Here is a 19,219-nt window from a genome sequence, read left to right as displayed (position 1 = left end):
GAATACAAAGTTTACAGGCGGCGTCTATTACGATGCCTCTACCAGAAGATTGTACGGGGTTGCCTTGGGAGCAAACAGGGACGCTGGCTTTATCGTCAGCGGCATCAAGCAGTAACGCAGGATAGCCCGTCTGCTTTGGCGCGGTGTCGCGCCTGGCGGGTCGGGCTGCTGGGCGGCCGGCGCGCCGTGCTCAGCGGGAACGGGGTCACAGCGGGAACGGGTTCAGGTCTGACATTCGGACACGAGTTCAACAGGAGACACAGCGAGAACGTAGCGAGAACGAGGTCAGGTCTGGCATTGGGACATGAGCTCGAAAGGAGACAGCCGGGTCCAAGAGAAAGGCGAAAGGCAAAAAATCGCTGCGCGATTTTCCTTAGTCAGGCGAATCGGAGAGCCCTTGCGCCCGGAGGCGCAACGTCGCTCGGAGGCTCGCCGCTGGCGCGGCTCGAAACCCCTCCTCGCCCCGCGTCAGTGCTGTCCGCGGATTCGATTGCCGACGGCGAACACCACGCACAAAAAAACACACCCCTGAGGGCTCGCCCTCAGGGGTGTGTTTTTTTGTGCGTTGGTGGAGGCGGCGGGAATCGAACCCGCGTCCGCAAGCACTCTACAGACAGTTCTACATACTTAGCACTATCATTTAATTTAACCAGTACAACGGGGATGTGCACCCTGTGTACCAGCGAGTTACCTTAAATTTCGGAAGCAACCAAGTAACCCGGTTGAGTCCTAGCCTCTGTAAATGACTCTACTTGCCTTGCGGCCCACCCCAGAGGCGAGGTAGTGTAGAGCTAGCAGCAATTAAGCTGCGAGTGCGTACGAGTTATCGTTTGCAGTTATTGATTTCTGGATGTATTTACGAGGTAACCAGTCCTCGGTATGCCCTGCACTGCTTTGCAACCCACGTCGAAACCAGGTCGCCCCCAACGAAACTCCATTGTACTCCAATCGCGGACCGTGTGCAGTACGTCGGGACGCTTGCCGGGTGGCGTTACGATCTGCTTCAAAGTGAGGTGTCGTTGATGCGAAAATGAGAACGGTCGGGTGTGCGATGGCACGTAACGCGTGGGCTCGAGAGCCCACCCTACGTTACGCGACCGTCCTTAGCCAAGTTGTTACTGGCCGTTGCGCTTGGCGACTTCGTTGCCGATGTAGCCGCCGCCGATGATGCCGGCCAGCGTGGCCAGTTTCTTGCCGTTGCCGCCGCCGACCTGGTTGCCGATCAGGCCGCCGATGACGGCGCCGGTACCGATGCCGACATAGCTCGGCTGGGCCGGTGCCGGGGCGGGTGCCTGGCGGTAGGTCGGCTGCTCGTAACGCTCGACGTGGCGGACCGGACGGTGCTCGACGACGCGGCGCTCGACGACACGCTCGACCACACGCGGCTTCGCCGCTGGCGCCGCTTCCTGCTTGACGATCACGGTCGGTGCGTTCGGGCTTTGCACGTAAGTCGTCGTGCCCGGAGCGGCGCTCACGACCGTCGGTGCGGCCTGTGGGTACTGGTTCAAGGCGCCTGCCTGCACCTGGCCGGCGGCCTGCGGAGCGGCGTACTGCGCCTGGGTTTGCAGTGCGGCTTGATACTGGTTTGGCGCGCCTGGTGCGGCCAGCGGCACGGCGGCGGTCGGTGCCAGCACGGCCGCTTGCGGCTCCGGTGCGCTGCGCGAGCTCGGCAGCATGCCGGAGATGGCGGCGGCGCCGGTCAGGCTGACGATGATCACCGAAGCGGCTGCTGCGGCCATCAGGGGATGAATACGGGTGGCGGTTGCGGTGGTGTTCATGGTCTGCTCCATCTGTTGTTGCGTTGTCGATGGATGCAGATTACGGATTAAGACAGTTACACGGTAGACAGAAACCGGTATCAATCGTAATCAGATGTAAGTATTCACGCCCTTGCCGCAACAGGCATGCGGACGTAGCTGCGCAGCAGGTCCAGCAGGTCGAGCGGCGTCGCGCACAGGAAATCGGCGCCCCAGGTCTGCGGCTCGATCGCGCCACAGTATCCCCAGGCGCAGGCCACCGTCAGCATCCCGGCCGCGCGGCCGGCCTCGACGTCGCGCAGGTCGTCGCCGACATACCAGCAATGCTCCGGTGCGATAGCGAGCCGGCGCGCGCCTTCCAGCAAGGGTGCCGGATGCGGTTTGGCGTGCGGCATGGTGTCGCCGGAGACGATGCAGCCGGCGTGCGCCAGGCCGATCTGCGGGATCAGCGGGTCGGTGAAGCGCGCCGGCTTGTTGGTGACGACGCCCCAGGCCATGCCGGCTTCCTCGATGCCCTGCAGGAGTGCATCGATGCCCTCGAACAGGCCGCTCTCATTGGCCATGTTCGACTGGTAGCGGTCGAACCATTGCAGGCGCAATTCTTCGTAGCCTTCGTCCCCCGGCGCCAGGCCGAAGGCGGCGCCGATCATGCCGCGCGCCCCCGCCGAGGCGGTTGGACGCAGCACGCTGTAGGGCGTGGGCGCGAGGCCGCGCTCGGTGCGCAGCCAGTTGACGGCGGCGGCGAGATCGGGCGCGGTGTCGGCCAGGGTGCCGTCGAGGTCGAACAGGACGGCACGCGGTGCCGGGGTCAGGGCAGGGGAAGTCATCAGGGCAGGGAAATGAAAGAGGCTTGATCAAACAGGCTTGGTTACACAGGCTTGGTGCAAGCCACCATGTAGTTCACATCGGTGTCGTTGTTGAGCGAGTAGATCTTGGTCAGCGGATTGTAGGTCAGGCCCTTCATGCCTTCGACCTGCAGGCCGGCAGCGCGCATGAATTGCGACAGTTCAGCCGGGGTCAGGAATTTGCCGTAGTCATGGGTGCCGCGCGGCAGCATGCGCAGCACGTATTCGGCGCCGATCACGGCCAGCAGATAGGCTTTCGGGTTGCGGTTGATGGTCGAGAAGAACAGGTGGCCGCCCGGTTTTACGAGCGCAGCCGCGGCGCGCACGATCGAGGCGGGGTCCGGCACGTGTTCCAGCATTTCCATGCAGGTCACGACGTCGTACTGGCCCGGCTCTTCCGCCGCCATATCTTCGGCGGCGATGAGTTTGTAGCGCACCTCGATGCCGGCTTCCAGGCTGTGCAGGTCGGCGACCTTCAGTGCCTTTTTCGACAGGTCGATGCCGGTAACTTTCGCGCCCTTGCGCGCCATCGATTCGGACAGCACGCCGCCGCCGCAACCGATGTCGATCACCTTCTTGCCGGCCAGGGGTGCGCGCGCGTTGATCCACTCCAGGCGCAGCGGGTTGATTTCGTGCAGCGGGCGGAACTCGGAAGTAGGGTCCCACCAGCGGTGGGCCAGCTCGCTGAATTTGTTGATTTCTAAAGGATCGGCGTTCGTAGTCATAGGTCGGAATAATAGCGGGAAATATTGGCCTGCGACGGACGCATGGCGACAAAAATATAGGGGCGAAAAAAAACCCCGCCAGGGCGGGGTTCTTCGTACCACCAGGCAAATTACTGCTGGCGGGTACGGGTACCGACGACTTCGATCTCGACGCGGCGATTCTTCGCGCGGCCAGCCGAGCTCTTGTTGTCAGCGACAGGCTGCTTCTCGCCCTTGCCTTCGGTGTAGACGCGGTTGGCGTCGATGCCCTTGCTCTGCAGGTAAGCCTTGACCGATTCGGCGCGGCGGATCGACAGCTTCTGGTTGTAGGCATCGGTGCCGATCGAGTCGGTGTGGCCGACGGCGATGATGACTTCCAGGTTCATGTCGCCCAGCTTCGAGGTCAGCTCGTCGAGCGACTTCTTGCCTTCAGGCTTCAGGACGGCCTTGTCGAAATCGAAGAAGGCGTCAGCCGAGTAGCTCACCTTTTCCGAGGTCGGCACTGGTGCCGGTGCTGGTGCAGGGGCTGGGGCAGGCGCCGGTGCGGCTTCGACCGGTGGTGGCGGTGGGGCCACGCACTTGCCGTTTTCAAGCTTTTCAGGCGGGACGCACAGCGGCGCATCGCAGCCTGGGACCGCGTCGGCCGGGGTCCAGTAGCCGGTACGCCAGCACAGGCCGAAAGGATCGCGCGCGATCACGCCGCGGCTGTCCTGGACGTACGCGCTGTACGGCTTGTTCGCCTGGATGTCGGTGGTCAGCGGCGCGTACGGCGGAGCGCTCTGAGCGAACGCACTGCCAGCCATCGCTGCCGTAGCCGCGAGCATGAGGGTTGCAATCTTCTTCATATTTTTCGTTCCTTTCGGTTTTAAATCTTTTCGCTGCGAAATTTCATTATTTGCGACAACGTAGGCAGAATATTAACATCATTTCCGGACATGTTCGTTTCGCATTATGAAACAAGCAATTAACTTCTCGGCCATTTTGCCACATTCGCCATATCCGTACGACCGGCGCCTGCGCAATCACGATGCATGGCGTGGTGCGCGTTGTTTCTGCGCAACAACGTCCCTGTAGTGTACGACAGCTTGACGAATGTTTATGACGTGCATGTGTCAGCTCAACAATTGTGCATGAAACAAGGGTGGATTGTCTCTTCGGCAAATGTCGCTCACTGTATAGGTGCATGGTAGAATCATCCGTTGGAACTCATAACCATTAGCCTGAAAGCAGTCGACCCGCACAATGGATCAATTCGCAAAAGAAACAGTCCCTATTTCCCTCGAAGAAGAGATGCGCAAGAGCTACCTCGATTACGCCATGAGCGTGATCGTGGGCCGTGCGTTGCCGGATGTGCGTGATGGCCTGAAGCCGGTGCACCGGCGCGTGCTCTTCTCCATGCACGAGAGTAATTACAACTTCAATCGTCCTTACGTGAAGTGCGCGCGCGTGGTCGGCGACACCATGGGTAAATACCACCCGCACGGCGACTCGTCGATCTACGACACGCTGGTGCGGATGGCCCAGGACTTTTCGCTGCGCTACACGCTGGTCGACGGGCAGGGCAATTTTGGCTCGATCGACGGCGACAGCGCCGCGGCAATGCGTTATACCGAGTGCCGCCTCGACAAGATCGCCGCCGAGCTGCTGGCCGACATCGACAAGGATACGGTCGACTTCCAGCCGAACTATGACGGCAAGGAGAAGGAACCGACCGTCCTGCCGACCAAGATCCCGAACCTGCTGATCAACGGCTCCTCGGGCATCGCGGTCGGCATGGCGACGAACATCCCGCCGCACAACCTGTCGGAAGTCATCAACGGCGCCCAGCACCTGCTGCGCAACCCGGACTGCACGATCGACGAGCTGATCGAGCTGATCCCGGCGCCGGACTTCCCGACCGCCGGCATCATCTACGGCGTCTCGGGCGTGCGCGACGGTTATCGCACCGGCCGCGGCCGCGTGGTGATGCGCGCCAAGACCCACTTCGAAGAGTATGGCAAGGATGGCGGCCGCATTGCGATCATCATCGACGAACTGCCCTACCAGGTAAATAAAAAATCGCTGCTCGAGCGTATCGCCGAGAACGTGCGCGACAAAAAGCTCGAGGGCATCAGCGACATCCGCGACGAGTCCGACAAGTCGGGCATGCGCGTCGTCATCGAGCTCAAGCGTGGCGAAGTGCCGGAAGTGGTGCTGAACAACCTGTACAAGCAGACCCAGCTGCAGGACACCTTCGGCATGAACATGGTGGCGCTGGTCAACGGCCAGCCGAAGCTGCTGAACCTCAAGCAGATGCTCGAGTGCTTCCTGTCGCACCGCCGCGAAGTCGTCACGCGCCGTACCGTGTTCGAACTGCGCAAGGCGCGCGAGCGCGGGCACATGCTCGAAGGTCTCGCCGTCGCGCTGGCCAACATCGACGATTTTATTGCCATCATCAAGGCCGCGCCGACGCCGCCGGTGGCGAAGATGGAACTGATGCAGCGCGCCTGGGATTCGTCCCTGGTGCGCGAGATGCTGCTGCGTACCGCCGAGGGCAGCACGATCGGCGGCATCGAGGCCTTCCGTCCGGAGCACCTGCCGAAGCACTACGGCATGCAGGCCGACGGCCTGTATAAACTGTCGGACGAGCAGGCCCAGGAAATCCTGCAGATGCGCCTGCAGCGCCTGACGGGCCTGGAGCAGGACAAGATCGTCAACGAGTACAAAGAGGTGATGGCCCACATCGCCGACCTGCTCGACATCCTGTCGCGTCCGGAACGCGTGACGACCATCATCAGCGACGAGATGGTCCAGATCAAGAACGACTACACCGAAAACGGCAAGGATGCGCGCCGTTCGGCCATCGAGCACAACGCCAGCGACCTCGATACCGAAGACCTGATCACGCCGCAGGACATGGTCGTGACCCTGTCGCACACCGGCTACATGAAGTCGCAGCCGATCGCCGAATACCGTGCGCAGAAGCGCGGCGGCCGCGGCAAGCAGGCGATGGCAACGAAGGACGAGGACTGGATCGACCAGCTGTTCATCGCGAATACGCACGACTACATGCTGTGCTTCTCGAACCGCGGCCGGATGTACTGGCTGAAGGTCTGGGAAGTGCCGCAGGGTTCGCGCAATTCGCGCGGCAAGCCGATCGTCAACATGTTCCCGCTGCAGGACAACGAGAAGATCACGGTCATCCTGCCGCTGTCGGGCATCAACCGCACCTTCCCGGAAGACCATTACGTCTTCATGTCGACCTCGCTCGGCACCGTGAAGAAGACGCCGCTGAAGGACTTCAGCAATCCACGCAAGGCCGGCATCATCGCGGTCGACCTGGACGAAGGCGACTTCCTGATCGGCGCGGCGCTGACCGACGGCCAGCACGACGTGATGCTGTTCTCGGATGGCGGCAAGGCCGTGCGTTTCGACGAGAACGACGTGCGCCCGATGGGCCGTACCGCGCGCGGCGTGCGCGGCATGAACCTGGAAGAGGGCCAGCAGGTCATCGCGCTGCTGGTGGCCGAGAACGAGCAGCAGTCGGTGCTCACCGCCACCGAGAACGGCTTCGGCAAGCGTACCCCGATCACGGAGTACACCCGCCACGGCCGCGGCACCAAGGGCATGATCGCGATCCAGACCTCCGAACGTAACGGTAAAGTCGTGGCCGCAACCCTGGTCGACACCACGGACGAGATCATGCTGATCACGACCGGCGGCGTGCTGATCCGCACCCGCGTGTCCGAGATCCGCGAGATGGGCCGTGCGACCCAGGGCGTCACGCTCATCGCGGTCGAGGACGGCACCAAGCTGTCGGGCCTGCAACGTATCGTCGAGACGGACCTGGAAGAGGTCGAGCTCGAAGCGGCGCCGGAATAAGCCAGCGAACGCCACCCTGCGCGGGTGGCGTTTTTTTTAGAACCAATCAAACCAGGGCGAAAGGACCGCATGACCCACGTATTCAATTTTTCGGCAGGACCTGCCGTCCTCCCCAAGGAAGTATTGCAACAAGCCGCCAGCGAAATGCTCGACTGGCACGGCAGCGGCATGTCGGTGATGGAGATGAGCCATCGCGGCCCTGAATTCATCTCGATTTATAAACAGGCCGAGGCCGACCTGCGCGAGCTGCTGGCCGTCCCTGCGAACTACAAGATCCTGTTCATGCAGGGCGGGGGACTGGGCCAGAATGCGGTGATCCCGCTGAACCTGCTGGGACGCGTAGCCCAGCCGGGCACCATCGATTTCGTGCACACGGGTTCGTGGTCGGGCAAATCGATCAAGGAAGCGGCGCGCTATGCGCAGGTGAACGTCGCCGCCTCGAGCCAGGCCGAGGGGTTTACGCGCGTACCAGATCCAGCCACCTGGAAACTCACCGACGGCGCGGCCTACCTGCACGTTTGCACCAACGAAACGATCGACGGCGTCGAGTACAACTTCGTGCCGCAGCCCCTGGACGGCGTGCCGCTGGTGGCGGACATGTCCTCGCACATCCTGTCGCGTGTCATCGACGTGTCGAAATATGGCGTGATCTTCGCCGGCGCCCAGAAGAACATCGGCCCGGCCGGCCTGACGCTGGTGATCGTGCGCGAGGATTTGCTGGAGTACGCGCTGCCGGCCTGTCCGTCCGCCTTCCACTGGAAGAACGTGGCCGAGCACGAGTCGATGTTCAATACGCCGCCGACCTATGCGATCTATATCGCCGGCCTGGTATTCGCCCATCTCAAGCGCCAGGGTGGCGTGGCGGCGATGGAAGCGCGTAATATCGAGAAAGCGCGCCTGCTGTACGAGGCGCTGGATCGCGACGATTTCTACAGCAACCGCGTGGAGGAGTCGTGCCGCTCGCGCATGAATATTCCGTTCTATCTGCGCGACGAATCACTGAATGACCAATTCCTGGCCGGCGCGAAGGCGCGCGGGCTACTGCAGCTGAAGGGCCACAAGTCCGTCGGGGGCATGCGGGCATCCATTTACAATGCGATGCCGATCGAAGGGGTGCAGGCCCTGGTCGATTATTTGAACGAGTTTGCGGGGCGGTAAAACCCGGCGGTGGATTTCCAATCCGCGGCGGTTGTGCGCCGTAGGGTGGGCTCTCGAGCCCACGCGTACGTGCCGGTGCTTACCACCTGCACCCGGTAACGGGCCACGGACGAGCCGCAACAGTTCAGCCGGTGACCGCGTGGGCACGAGTGCCCACCCTACGTTACGCAACGGCCACCAAATAAAACAGCAGCCATTTATCAGCACACCATGACAGACAAACTCACCCCACTGCGCCAGCAGATCGACGCGATCGACGCGCAAATCCTGGACCTGCTCAGCCAGCGCGGCCGCATCGCCCAGGAAGTCGGCCACGTGAAAGCCGAAACCGCCGCCCCCGTATTCCGCCCCGAGCGCGAAGCGCAGGTGCTGCGCGGCGTCGCCGACCGCAATCCGGGCCCGCTGAAAAACCAGGACGTGCAGACCATCTTCCGCGAGGTGATGTCGGCCTGCCGCGCGCTGGAAAAGCGCGTCACCGTCGCCTACCTGGGACCGGCCGGCACCTTCAGCGAGCAGGCCGTCTACCAACATTTCGGCCACGCCGTCGAAGGCCTGCCTTGCGCCTCGATCGACGAGGTATTCCGCGCAACGGAAGCCGGCACCGCCGACTTCGGCGTGGTCCCGGTCGAGAACTCGTCCGAGGGCGCCATCAACCGCACGCTCGACCTGATGCTGGCGACGACCACCGCGATTTCGGGCGAAGTCTCGATCCCCGTGCACCACAGCCTGATGACGAAGACCGGCAGCATGGACGGCGTCACCGTCGTCTGCGCGCATTCCCAGGCCCTGGCGCAGTGCCAGGTCTGGCTGAACCTGCACCACCCGAACATCGAACGCCGCGCCGTGGCCTCCAACGCGGAAGCGGCGGTCCTGGCGAGCCGCGACCCGACCGTGGCGGCGATCGCCAGCGAGATGGCGGGCGAGCAGTACCAGCTGGGCGTGGTCCAGGCCCACATCCAGGACGATCCGCACAACCGCACCCGCTTTTCCGTGATCGGCTCGCTGCAGACCAGCCCGTCGGGACGCGACCGCACCTCGCTGGTGCTGGCCGTGCCGAACAAGGCGGGCGCCGTGTATAAACTGCTGGCGCCGCTGGCGACGCATGGCGTGTCGATGACGCGCTTCGAATCGCGTCCGGCACGCATCGGCACCTGGGAGTATTACTTCTATGTCGACGTCGAGGGTCACCGCCAGGACGAAGCCGTCGCGCGCGCCCTCGAGGAACTGCACGACAACGCCGCCTTTTTCAAGCTGCTGGGTTCCTACCCGGTCGGCCTCTAATATCTACTTTTTGAGTCTAGTCCATGTCGAAATTCGGTCCAGAATACGTCCGCGCCATCGCCCCTTACCAGGCCGGCAAACCCATCGCTGAAGTCGCCCGCGAGTTCGGTTTAGATGAAGCCAGCATCGTCAAGCTCGCCTCCAACGAGAATCCGTTCGGCGTGCCCGAGTCAAGCAAGGCCGCGATGGCGCAGGCCGCCGCCGACCTCGGCCGCTATCCGGATGCCAACGGCTTCGAACTGAAAGCCGCGCTGGCCGCGCGCTACGACGTGCCGGCCGACTGGATCACGCTCGGCAACGGCAGCAACGACATCCTCGAAATCGCCGCCCATGCCTTCGTCCAGAAGGGCGAGTCGGTCGTGTTCGCGCAGTACTCGTTCGCGGTGTATGCACTGGCCACGCAGGGCGTGGGCGGGCGCGCGATCGTGGTCCCGGCCGTGAACTACGGCCACGACCTGCAAGGCATGGCAGCCGCGATCGAAGCGGACACGCGCCTGGTGTATGTCGCCAACCCGAACAACCCGACCGGCACGTTTATCGGCGCGCAAGAGATCGAAGCCTTCCTGAAGCAGGTGCCGGCGAACGTGGTCGTCGTGCTCGACGAAGCCTATAACGAATACCTGGCCGCCGAACACCAGTTCGAATCCGCCGACTGGGTGCGCAAGTACCCGAACCTGATCGTCTCGCGCACCTTCTCCAAGGCCTATGGCCTGGCCGGCCTGCGCGTGGGCTTTGCGATCGCGCAGCCGGAAGTCACTGACCTGATGAACCGCATCCGCCAGCCTTTCAACGTCAATTCGCTGGCCCAGGCGGCGGCGATCGCGGCGCTGAACGACAAGGAGTTCCTCAAGAAGGGCGCCGAGAACAACGCCGCGGGCTACAGGCAGATGACTGCCGCCTTCGAGGAACTCGGCCTGGAATACGTTCCTTCCTTCGGCAATTTCGTGCTGGTGCGCGTCGGCGACGATGACGGGGCCGGTGCGCGCGTCAACCTGGCGCTGCTGAAGCAGGGCGTGATCGTGCGTCCGGTCGGCGCCTACGGCTTGCCGCAGTGGCTGCGCATCTCGATCGGCCTGCCGCAGGAGAACGCGACCTTCATCGAAGCACTCAAGAAGGCGCTGAGCTAATGCTGGGCAAGGTCGTTGTCGTCGGCGTCGGGCTGATCGGTGGCTCGTTCGCGCTGGCTTTGAAACAGGCCGGCGCCGCGCGCCACATCGTCGGTATGGGGCGCTCGCAGGAAGCCCTGGCGCGCGCGCTGGAACTGGGCATCGTCGACAGCATCACGGATTCGCCGGAAGAAGCGATGGCCGGCGCGGATCTCGTGCTGCTGGCCGCACCGGTCGCCCAGACCGGGCCGATCCTGAAACAGTTGCTGCCCTACCTGGACATCGGCACCGTGATCACCGACGCCGGCAGCACCAAGTCGGACGTCGTCGCTTCTGCCCGCGAAGCGCTGGGCGACAAGGCAAAGCAGTTCGTGCCTGCGCATCCGATCGCCGGACGCGAGTCGAACGGTCCGGACGCGGCACTGGCCGGGCTCTACCAGGGCAAAAAGACGATCATCACGCCGCTGCCGGAAAACGCGGCCGGCGACGTCGGCCTGGTGGCGGCCGCCTGGCGCCTGTGCGGCGCGATCATCCACACCCTCACGCCCGAAGAGCACGACCGCGTGTTCGCTGCCGTCAGCCACCTGCCGCATTTGCTGGCGTTCGGGCTGGTGGACGACATCGCGAAAAAACCGCATGCGGACCAGCTGTTCCAGTACGCGGCCAGCGGCTTTCGCGACTTCACCCGGATCGCCGGCTCTTCTCCCGAAATGTGGCGCGACATCAGCCTCGCCAACCGCGATGCGCTCCTCACCGAGCTCGATGCATATCTGGCACAATTGACAGTATTGCGCGGGCACCTGGCCGCCAGGGATGGGGCAGGGCTGGAGCTCATCTACACGAATGCGCAGCGCGCCCGCCGCGCCTGGAGCGAGGCCATCGAAACGGCCGAGCCCGCGCCACCCAAGAATCAGGAACCCGAATGACGCAGCAAAAACACTACCCGCAGCACATCGACCTCGAGCCCGTCATGCACGTCGAGGGCACGGTGCGCCTGCCGGGTTCGAAAAGCATCTCGAATCGCACGCTGCTGCTCGCGGCGCTCAGCGAAGGCACGACCACGATCCACGACCTGCTCGCGTCCGACGACACCATGGTGATGCTGGGCGCGCTGCGCTCGCTCGGCATCCAATGGGACGAAGTCGATGAGCGTACCGTCGTCGTGCACGGCAACGGCGGCGTGCTGCCCACTGGCGAGGCCGACCTCTTCATGGGCAACGCCGGCACCGCGATCCGCCCGCTGACCGCGGCCCTGGCCGTGATCGGCGGCGACTACACCCTGCACGGCGTCTCGCGCATGCACGAGCGTCCGATCGGCGACCTGGTCGACGCCCTCAACGAGATCGGCGCGCAAATCGAGTACACCGGGGAGCAGGGCTTTCCGCCGCTGCGCATTCGCCGTGGCCACATCCATGCAAATCGGATGTCGGTGCGCGGCAATGTGTCGAGCCAGTTCCTGACCGCGCTGTTGATGGCCGCGCCGCTGATGGCGCGCGGGCATGCGGTGACGATCGACGTCGTCGGCGAGCTGATCTCCAAGCCTTACATCGAGATCACGCTGAACCTGATGCGCCGCTTCGGCGTGGCGGTCGAGCAGAACGGCTGGGCCTCGTTCACGGTGCAGCCGGGCCAGAAATACGTCTCGCCGGGCAGCATCCACGTCGAAGGCGACGCTTCCTCGGCCTCCTACTTCCTGGCGGCCGGCGCGATCGGCGGCGGGCCGGTTCGGGTCGAAGGGGTGGGACAGGACAGCATCCAGGGCGACGTGCGCTTTGCCGACGCATTGGAACGCATGGGCGCAATCGTCACCCGCGGCGAGAACTGGATCGAAGCGCGCGGGAACGGCGTACTGAAAGCCATCGACGCCGACTTCAACCATATCCCGGATGCCGCGATGACGATCGCCGTCGCCGCGCTGTATGCGGACGGCACCAGTACCCTGCGCAACATCGCCAGCTGGCGCGTGAAGGAAACCGACCGCCTGGCGGCGATGGCGACCGAACTGCGCAAGGTCGGCGCCATCGTGGAAGAGGGCGCGGACTACATCACGATCACCCCGCCCGAGGAACTGCTGCCGGCGACCATCGACACCTATGACGACCACCGGATGGCGATGTGCTTCTCGCTGGCCGCCCTGGACGGCAAGGCGCGCCGCGGCAACGCGATGCGCATCAACGATCCGAAATGCGTGGCCAAGACCTTCCCCGACTATTTCGAAGCGTTCGCGAGCATTGCGCGCAGTGAACTGTTCTGATCAAGTGTTTTAAACTGCGCCCCGTCGCCAACAACAAGAAGTCATCAACACAATGCCCAACTCCCATATTCCCGTGATCACGATCGACGGCCCGACGGCCTCCGGCAAAGGCACCGTCGCCGCCCGCGTCGCCGACCGGCTCGGTTACCACCTGCTCGATTCGGGCGCCCTCTACCGCTTGACGGCACTGTCCGCCATGCGGGCCGGCGTCGCCCTCGACGACGAGCAGGGTGTGGCCCAGCTGGCACAGGTGCTGCCGGCAAGCTTCTCCAATGGCGATATTTTCCTCGCCGGCGAAGAGGTGGGAGCGCTGATCCGGGCCGAGGAAGTGGGCAACAATGCCTCGAAAATCGCGGCCTTCCCAAGCGTGCGCCAGGCCCTCTACGCCCTGCAACTGGGCTTTCGCAAGGCGCCGGGCCTGGTGGCCGACGGGCGCGACATGGGCACCGTCATTTTCCCGAATGCACGCCTGAAGGTGTTTCTGACGGCCAGCGTCGAAGCCCGTGCCGAACGCCGATATAAGCAATTGATTGGCAAAGGGTTTTCTGCTAATATGGACGATCTGCTGGCGGATTTGCAGGCGCGCGACGACCGCGATACCCATCGCACCGTCGCCCCGCTGGTCCCTGCGGAAGGCGCGTACATCCTCGATACGTCGGATATGTCGGTGGATGAAGCGGTGGAGCAAGTGCTCCACTGGCACACGCTGCTGTAGTTTGCTCAGTTGTTTGTTTGGTGCCTGCGACGGCCTTTTGCCCCGCAGGTGTTGTTTTAACCTGACCCAGTTCAGAACCGCACCATCGCCGGTCCTGCTGGCTAACATGTAAATCACCTATGTCTACTGCAACCACCCAAGATTCCGGTATGGAAAGCTTCGCAGCCCTCTTCGAGGAATCGCTGTCGCGTCAAGATATGCGCTCGGGCGAAGTCATCTCCGCTGAAGTCGTGCGTCTGGATCACAACTTCGTGATCGTCAACGCAGGCCTGAAGTCGGAAGCTTTCATTCCGGTCGAAGAATTCAAGAATGACCAGGGCGAACTGGAAGTCCAGATTGGCGACTTCGTTTCCGTGGCCATCGAATCGCTGGAAAACGGTTTTGGCGATACCATCCTGTCGCGCGACAAGGCCAAGCGCCTGGCATCGTGGCTGGCCCTGGAAAAAGCAATGGAATCGGGCGAGATCGTCACCGGTACCGTCAACGGTAAAGTCAAGGGCGGCCTGACCGTCCTGACCAACGGCATCCGCGCATTCCTGCCGGGTTCGCTGGTCGACACCCGTCCGGTCAAGGACACCACCCCATTCGAAGGCAAGACCCTCGAGTTCAAGGTCATCAAGCTGGACCGCAAGCGTAACAACGTCGTCCTGTCGCGCCGCGCCGTCATCGAAGCATCGATGGGCGAAGAGCGCCAGAAACTGATGGAAACGCTGAAAGAAGGCACGGTCGTGACCGGCGTCGTCAAGAACATCACCGACTACGGCGCGTTCGTGGACCTGGGTGGCATCGACGGCCTGCTGCACATCACCGACCTGGCATGGCGTCGCGTGCGTCACCCGTCGGAAGTGCTGTCGGTTGGCCAGGAAATCACCGCCAAGGTCCTCAAGTACGATCAGGAAAAGAACCGCGTCTCGCTGGGCGTCAAGCAGCTGGGCGACGATCCCTGGACCGGCCTGTCGCGTCGTTACCCGCAAGGCACCCGCCTGTTCGGTAAAGTCACGAACCTCACCGACTACGGCGCGTTCGTCGAAGTCGAGCAGGGCATCGAAGGCCTGGTGCACGTGTCGGAGATGGACTGGACCAACAAGAACGTGGCTCCGAACAAAGTCGTGCAGCTGGGCGACGAAGTCGAAGTCATGGTCCTGGAAATCGACGAAGAGCGTCGCCGTATCTCGCTGGGCATGAAGCAGTGCAAGGCGAACCCATGGGACGACTTCGGCATGACCCACAAGAAGGGCGACAAGGTCAAGGGTTCGATCAAGTCGATCACCGACTTCGGCGTCTTCATCGGCCTGCCAGGCAACATCGATGGTCTGGTGCACCTGTCGGACCTGTCGTGGACCGAAGCCGGCGAAGAGGCAGTGCGCCGCTTCAAGAAGGGCGACGAGCTGGAAGCCGTCGTTCTGGCCATCGACGTCGAGCGCGAGCGTGTTTCGCTGGGCGTCAAGCAGCTGGAAGGCGACCCGTTCAACAACTTCGCTGCACTGAACGACAAGGGTTCCCTGGTCACCGGTACGGTCAAGTCGGTTGAGCCGAAAGGCGCCGTCATCGGCCTGAACGAAGAAGTCGAAGGCTACCTGCGCGCTTCGGAAATCTCGCGTGACCGCGTTGAAGATGCCGGTACCCACCTGAAGGTCGGCGACAAGGTCGAAGCCCTGGTCATCAACATCGATCGCAAAGCGCGCAGCATCCAGCTGTCGATCAAGGCGAAAGACAATGTCGAGACCCAGGAAGCGATGAGCAAGCTGTCGAACTCGAGCGACAGCAATGCCGCATCGGGCACGACCAGCCTGGGCGCGCTGCTGAAGGCCAAGTTCGATAACAAGGGTTAATTGACCCCGCTTGAGGCGACCAGATGACCAAGTCCGAGTTGATTGCACGACTGGCTGAGCGTTATTCTCAGCTGGTTGCCAAGGATGCCGAGTACGCAGTCAAGACCATCCTCGATGCGATGACCAACGCCCTGGCGACCGGGCAGCGCATCGAGATCCGTGGTTTCGGCAGCTTTGCACTCAACAGCCGTCCACCCCGCATCGGCCGCAATCCGAAGTCGGGCGACAAGGTGATGGTGCCCGAAAAACGGGTGCCCCATTTCAAGCCCGGCAAGCAGTTGCGCGAGCGGGTCGACGCGATGGTCGGGCAACCGATCATCGAAGACTGAAGTCGTCTGCTACGTGCAGGCAACAAGAACGGCGCCCTCGGGCGCCGTTTTTTTTGCCTGCGTCGAATGGTGGGCACGGGGCGCCCACCCTACGAAAGCTTATGTCCGCGTGGGCACCCCCGTGCCCACCGATTCCGGCACCCGCCAAACGGACCTCAACTTTGAAATAAATGTGCAGATATGCGACACTGCGCCTTTGCATCCCCCACCGCCAGGCCCACCCGATGAAATTCGTCTCCACCCTCGCAGGATTTGTCCTGTTCGTCCTGTTTTTCGGCTTCGCGCTGAAGAACACGCAGGAAGTCGACCTGAACTTTTTTCTCGGCTATGAACTGCGCGGCCCGCTGGTGCTGATGCTGCTCGCCTTTTTCATCGCCGGCGCCGCACTCGGCATCCTGGCCATGTCGCCGACCGTGTTCCGCCACCGCCGCGAATCCTCGCAGCACAAGAACACCGTGCAGGCCCTGCAAAGCGCTGCCGGCACCGGTAGCGCCCAGCCCGCCGCGGATGCCGTCGCACCCCGGTAATTGCTCCGATCATCAATCAAGAATAACAATCCATGGAATTTGAAACCTGGTGGCTGCTCGCCGTCCCCGTCTTCTTTGGCCTCGGCTGGATCGCCGCCCGGGTCGACATCAAACAGATCCTGTCCGAATCGCGCACCTTGCCGCGGGCCTATTTCAAGGGCCTGAACCTGCTGCTGAACGACCAGCCGGATAAAGCGATCGACGCCTTCATCGAAATCGTCACGCTCGACCCGGAAACGGCCGACATGCACTTCGCGCTCGGCAACCTGTTCCGCCGACGCGGCGAGATCGAGCGCGCGATCCGCGTCCACCAGAACCTGCTGGCGCGGCCCGACCTGCCGCCCGAACAGCGCACGCAAGCCCAGTACGAACTCGGCATGGACTACCTGAAGGCCGGTCTCCTCGACCGCGCCGAAGAGACCTTCAACGGCCTCGTCGACGGCGGGTACAGCGTTCAGGCCAGCAAGGCGCTGCTGGAAATCTACCAGCGCGAAAAGGAATGGAGCCGCGCGATCGATGCCGCGACCGGCCTGCAGCTGTCGGGTGCCGGTGCGCGCCAGAAGGAGATCGCCCAGTTCTATTGCGAGCTGGCCCAGGATGCGCTGGTGCGCAGCGACCTGGCCGACGCGATGTCGCTGCTGGATAAAGCCCTGCACGCCGACCGCAACAGCGTGCGCGCGACCATGCTGCTGGGAGACGTGCTGCTGGCCCAGGGCGACGTCGAGGCGGCCATCGCCACCTGGAAGCGCGTCGAGCAGCAAAGCGTGCCGCACGTGGCCCTGGTGGCCGGACGCCTGATGGACGGCTACCGCCGCGTCGGCCGCCCGCAGGAAGGCGTCAACCTGCTGCGTTCCTACCTGGCTGAAGCGTCCTCGATCGACCTGATCGAGGTCGTCTTCAAGGCCGTGATTGAACTCGACGGCGTCGAGGCTGCCAAACAGCTGGTGCTCGACGAATTGCGCCGCAATCCGACCCTGCTCGGCCTGGATAAACTGCTGGAGGCGCGCCTGATGGACGCCCCGGCCCATATCTGGGAAGAGCTGTCGATGGTGAAAAACCTGATCCACGGCTACACGGCCAAGCTGGCGCGCTACCAGTGCGGCCACTGCGGCTTCAAGGCGCGCCAGTATTACTGGCAATGCCCGGGTTGCAGCCGCTGGGAAACGTACCCGCCGCGCCGTACCGAAGAACTCAACGTGATGAATTGAAGCAGGAAGCATGACGACCGATACCGCACGCCGCGTACTCGACGGCGCAGACTACCTCCACACCGCCGCCCCGCGGCTGGACAACGTGCGCATGCTCGTCGTCGGCGACGTCATGCTCGACCGCTACTGGTTCGGCGACGTCTCGCGCATCTCCCCGGAAGCGCCGGTGCCGGTGGTGCGCATCGAGCGCCGCGAGGAGCGCCTCGGCGGCGCCGCCAACGTCGCCCGCAACGCGGCCGCATTGGGCGCCCACAGCGGCCTGCTGGGCGTGGTCGGGGCCGACGAAGCCGGCACCCAGGTCGAGACCCTGCTGCGCGAATCAAGCATCCACAGCTACCTGAAACGCGACGAAGCGATCTCCACCATCATCAAGCTGCGCGTCATCGGCCGCCAGCAGCAGATGGTGCGCATCGACTTCGAGGATGCGCCGACCGAAAACGTGCTGCGCGACAAGCTGACCCAGTTCAAGGCGCTGCTGCCGGACTACGATGTGCTGATCTTCTCGGACTACAACAAGGGCAGCCTGGTCAACGTCGCCGAAATGATCCGCGCCGCGCGTGAAGCCGGCAAGATCGTGATGGTCGACCCGAAGGGCGACGATTTCTCGCCGTATGCGGGCGCCAGCATGCTGACGCCCAACAAATCCGAACTCAGGCGCATCGTCGGCAACTGGAAGACCGAGGAGCAGCTGACCGCCAAGGCCCAGGCGCTGCGCGCCGAGCTGGGGATCGAATCCCTGCTGCTGACGCGCTCGGAGGAGGGGATGAGCCTGTACACGGAGAAGGAAGTGCTGCACGTGCACGCGGATGCGCGCGAGGTGTTCGACGTATCGGGTGCCGGCGACACGGTGATTGCGACCATGGCGGCGATGCTGGGGGCCGGTGCGCCGCTGGATGTGGCGCTGGCGACGGCGAACCGGGCGGGCGGCATTGTCGTCGGCAAGCTGGGCACCGCAACGGTCACGCGGGCCGAGCTCTTCCCCGGTTGAATCATAGGGTGGGCATCCAGGCGCGACGTTTCTGATCCGGATTAACCAAACACGTCAACAGTTTCCGCGCATGCGCGTTAATACGGGACGGACGGCACCCGCCGGCCACATTCCTGAATGGAGACACCCGATGATCAAGAAACTGATGCTTGCCATTGCCATGCTGGTCGCCTCGACCGGCTTCGCGTTTGCCCAGGTCGACGTCAACAAGGCCGACGCCGCCGCCCTCGACTCCGTCAAGGGCGTGGGACCGAGCATGTCGAAAACCATCCTGACCGAGCGCAGCAAGGGCGAATTCAAGGACTGGGCCGACTTCCAGAAGCGCGTCAAGGGTGTGGGCGACAAGACGGCGATCAAGCTGTCCGAAGCGGGCCTGCAGGTGAACGGCAAGGCCAAGGAAGGCGCACCGATGGCTGCCAAAACCGACGCCAAGGCTGCCAAAACCGATGCCAAGGCTGCCAAGGCGGACGCGAAGACTGCCAAGATGGATACGAAGATGGACACCAAGGCGGCCAAGACCGACACCAAGTCTGAAGCCAAGATGGATGCGAAGTCCGCCAAGGACAGCAAGACCAAGCCTGCCGAGTCCAAGAGCATGTAATTGCGGCGCGGCCGGGGCGCTGCACTGGCCACGCCTTCGGTTTCGCACCGGTA

General features: G+C 63.2%; 17 protein-coding genes and 1 other RNA gene. 13 read left to right on the top strand and 5 right to left on the bottom strand.

Going from position 1 to position 19,219, the window contains the following annotated elements; all coding sequences use genetic code 11:
- Positions 1-566: 566 nt before the first annotated feature.
- The 5 genes from ssrA to ompA all read right to left on the bottom strand — a co-directional run bounded on the left by ssrA (position 567) and on the right by ompA (position 4,151).
- Positions 567-925: a transfer-messenger RNA gene (gene ssrA / locus LPB04_RS22545) on the bottom strand.
- 190 nt (positions 926-1,115) lie between these two features.
- Entirely contained in the window at positions 1,116-1,778 is a 663-nt protein-coding gene (locus tag LPB04_RS22540; RefSeq protein WP_193686655.1) for a hypothetical protein, read from the bottom strand.
- A gap of 104 nt (positions 1,779-1,882) precedes the next feature.
- Positions 1,883-2,584 (bottom strand): HAD family hydrolase, encoded by a 702-nt coding sequence (locus tag LPB04_RS22535; RefSeq protein ID WP_193686654.1) that lies wholly within the window; start codon positions 2,582-2,584, stop codon positions 1,883-1,885.
- Positions 2,585-2,625: 41 nt separating this feature from the next.
- Positions 2,626-3,327: a bifunctional 2-polyprenyl-6-hydroxyphenol methylase/3-demethylubiquinol 3-O-methyltransferase UbiG gene (ubiG, locus tag LPB04_RS22530; protein WP_193686653.1), complete on the bottom strand. Its 702-nt coding sequence runs from the start codon at positions 3,325-3,327 to the stop codon at positions 2,626-2,628.
- Positions 3,328-3,437: 110 nt separating this feature from the next.
- Positions 3,438-4,151 (bottom strand): outer membrane protein OmpA, encoded by a 714-nt coding sequence (ompA, locus tag LPB04_RS22525; protein ID WP_193686652.1) that lies wholly within the window; start codon positions 4,149-4,151, stop codon positions 3,438-3,440.
- Between the two features lie 397 nt (positions 4,152-4,548).
- Here ompA and gyrA point away from each other — a divergent pair, with 397 nt between their 5' ends.
- The 13 genes from gyrA (at position 4,549) to LPB04_RS22460 (ending at position 19,166) form a co-directional block, all read left to right on the top strand.
- Positions 4,549-7,167, top strand: a complete 2,619-nt coding sequence (gyrA, locus tag LPB04_RS22520; protein ID WP_193686651.1) for a DNA gyrase subunit A — start codon at positions 4,549-4,551, stop codon at positions 7,165-7,167.
- Positions 7,168-7,236: 69 nt separating this feature from the next.
- Positions 7,237-8,325 (top strand): 3-phosphoserine/phosphohydroxythreonine transaminase, encoded by a 1,089-nt coding sequence (gene serC, locus LPB04_RS22515; RefSeq protein WP_193686650.1) that lies wholly within the window; start codon positions 7,237-7,239, stop codon positions 8,323-8,325.
- 210 nt (positions 8,326-8,535) lie between these two features.
- Entirely contained in the window at positions 8,536-9,606 is a 1,071-nt protein-coding gene (gene pheA / locus LPB04_RS22510) for a prephenate dehydratase (RefSeq protein ID WP_193686649.1), read from the top strand.
- A gap of 23 nt (positions 9,607-9,629) precedes the next feature.
- Positions 9,630-10,733, top strand: a complete 1,104-nt coding sequence (gene hisC, locus LPB04_RS22505) for a histidinol-phosphate transaminase (RefSeq protein WP_193686648.1) — start codon at positions 9,630-9,632, stop codon at positions 10,731-10,733.
- Positions 10,733-11,638: a prephenate dehydrogenase gene (locus LPB04_RS22500; protein WP_193686647.1), complete on the top strand. Its 906-nt coding sequence runs from the start codon at positions 10,733-10,735 to the stop codon at positions 11,636-11,638. Before hisC ends, LPB04_RS22500 begins: the two co-directional genes overlap by 1 nt.
- A complete protein-coding gene (gene aroA, locus LPB04_RS22495) occupies positions 11,635-12,966 on the top strand; it encodes a 3-phosphoshikimate 1-carboxyvinyltransferase (protein WP_193686646.1) in 1,332 nt (443 codons plus the stop codon). The genes LPB04_RS22500 and aroA overlap by 4 nt, the downstream gene beginning before the upstream one ends.
- A gap of 52 nt (positions 12,967-13,018) precedes the next feature.
- Positions 13,019-13,681: a (d)CMP kinase gene (cmk, locus tag LPB04_RS22490; protein ID WP_193686645.1), complete on the top strand. Its 663-nt coding sequence runs from the start codon at positions 13,019-13,021 to the stop codon at positions 13,679-13,681.
- A gap of 119 nt (positions 13,682-13,800) precedes the next feature.
- Positions 13,801-15,513 (top strand): 30S ribosomal protein S1, encoded by a 1,713-nt coding sequence (gene rpsA, locus LPB04_RS22485; protein WP_193686644.1) that lies wholly within the window; start codon positions 13,801-13,803, stop codon positions 15,511-15,513.
- A gap of 23 nt (positions 15,514-15,536) precedes the next feature.
- Positions 15,537-15,842, top strand: coding sequence for an integration host factor subunit beta (locus LPB04_RS22480; protein WP_056344442.1), 306 nt, complete (start codon positions 15,537-15,539; stop codon positions 15,840-15,842).
- Positions 15,843-16,066: 224 nt separating this feature from the next.
- A complete protein-coding gene (locus LPB04_RS22475) occupies positions 16,067-16,369 on the top strand; it encodes a LapA family protein (RefSeq protein WP_193686643.1) in 303 nt (100 codons plus the stop codon).
- A 32-nt stretch (positions 16,370-16,401) separates the two neighbouring features.
- Positions 16,402-17,577, top strand: a complete 1,176-nt coding sequence (gene lapB / locus LPB04_RS22470; RefSeq protein ID WP_193686642.1) for a lipopolysaccharide assembly protein LapB — start codon at positions 16,402-16,404, stop codon at positions 17,575-17,577.
- Positions 17,578-17,587: 10 nt separating this feature from the next.
- Positions 17,588-18,565 (top strand): D-glycero-beta-D-manno-heptose-7-phosphate kinase, encoded by a 978-nt coding sequence (rfaE1, locus tag LPB04_RS22465; RefSeq protein WP_193686641.1) that lies wholly within the window; start codon positions 17,588-17,590, stop codon positions 18,563-18,565.
- A 130-nt stretch (positions 18,566-18,695) separates the two neighbouring features.
- Complete coding sequence (locus LPB04_RS22460; protein ID WP_193686640.1) at positions 18,696-19,166, top strand: ComEA family DNA-binding protein; 471 nt, start codon at positions 18,696-18,698, stop codon at positions 19,164-19,166.
- Positions 19,167-19,219 lie beyond the last annotated feature (53 nt).

The sequence above is a fragment of the Massilia litorea genome (assembly GCF_015101885.1).
In the GTDB taxonomy this organism is placed as follows: domain Bacteria; phylum Pseudomonadota; class Gammaproteobacteria; order Burkholderiales; family Burkholderiaceae_D; genus Telluria; species Telluria litorea.
Note: the sequence above shows the minus strand (reverse complement) of the source record. Positions and strands in the feature narration are given on the sequence as shown.

Excerpts from the sequence above, each read along its gene's own strand:
- serC (WP_193686650.1), top strand. The coding sequence starts at position 7,237 with ATGACCCACGTATTCAATTTTTCGGCAGGACCTGCCGTCCTCCCCAAG.
- LPB04_RS22475 (WP_193686643.1), top strand. The coding sequence starts at position 16,067 with ATGAAATTCGTCTCCACCCTCGCAGGATTTGTCCTGTTCGTCCTGTTT.
- ubiG (WP_193686653.1), bottom strand. The coding sequence starts at position 3,327 with ATGACTACGAACGCCGATCCTTTAGAAATCAACAAATTCAGCGAGCTG.
- LPB04_RS22460 (WP_193686640.1), top strand. The coding sequence starts at position 18,696 with ATGATCAAGAAACTGATGCTTGCCATTGCCATGCTGGTCGCCTCGACC.
- LPB04_RS22535 (WP_193686654.1), bottom strand. The coding sequence starts at position 2,584 with ATGACTTCCCCTGCCCTGACCCCGGCACCGCGTGCCGTCCTGTTCGAC.
- cmk (WP_193686645.1), top strand. The coding sequence starts at position 13,019 with ATGCCCAACTCCCATATTCCCGTGATCACGATCGACGGCCCGACGGCC.
- pheA (WP_193686649.1), top strand. The coding sequence starts at position 8,536 with ATGACAGACAAACTCACCCCACTGCGCCAGCAGATCGACGCGATCGAC.
- ompA (WP_193686652.1), bottom strand. The coding sequence starts at position 4,151 with ATGAAGAAGATTGCAACCCTCATGCTCGCGGCTACGGCAGCGATGGCT.
- rfaE1 (WP_193686641.1), top strand. The coding sequence starts at position 17,588 with ATGACGACCGATACCGCACGCCGCGTACTCGACGGCGCAGACTACCTC.
- LPB04_RS22540 (WP_193686655.1), bottom strand. The coding sequence starts at position 1,778 with ATGAACACCACCGCAACCGCCACCCGTATTCATCCCCTGATGGCCGCA.
- LPB04_RS22480 (WP_056344442.1), top strand. The coding sequence starts at position 15,537 with ATGACCAAGTCCGAGTTGATTGCACGACTGGCTGAGCGTTATTCTCAG.
- LPB04_RS22500 (WP_193686647.1), top strand. The coding sequence starts at position 10,733 with ATGCTGGGCAAGGTCGTTGTCGTCGGCGTCGGGCTGATCGGTGGCTCG.
- lapB (WP_193686642.1), top strand. The coding sequence starts at position 16,402 with ATGGAATTTGAAACCTGGTGGCTGCTCGCCGTCCCCGTCTTCTTTGGC.
- gyrA (WP_193686651.1), top strand. The coding sequence starts at position 4,549 with ATGGATCAATTCGCAAAAGAAACAGTCCCTATTTCCCTCGAAGAAGAG.
- rpsA (WP_193686644.1), top strand. The coding sequence starts at position 13,801 with ATGTCTACTGCAACCACCCAAGATTCCGGTATGGAAAGCTTCGCAGCC.
- hisC (WP_193686648.1), top strand. The coding sequence starts at position 9,630 with ATGTCGAAATTCGGTCCAGAATACGTCCGCGCCATCGCCCCTTACCAG.
- aroA (WP_193686646.1), top strand. The coding sequence starts at position 11,635 with ATGACGCAGCAAAAACACTACCCGCAGCACATCGACCTCGAGCCCGTC.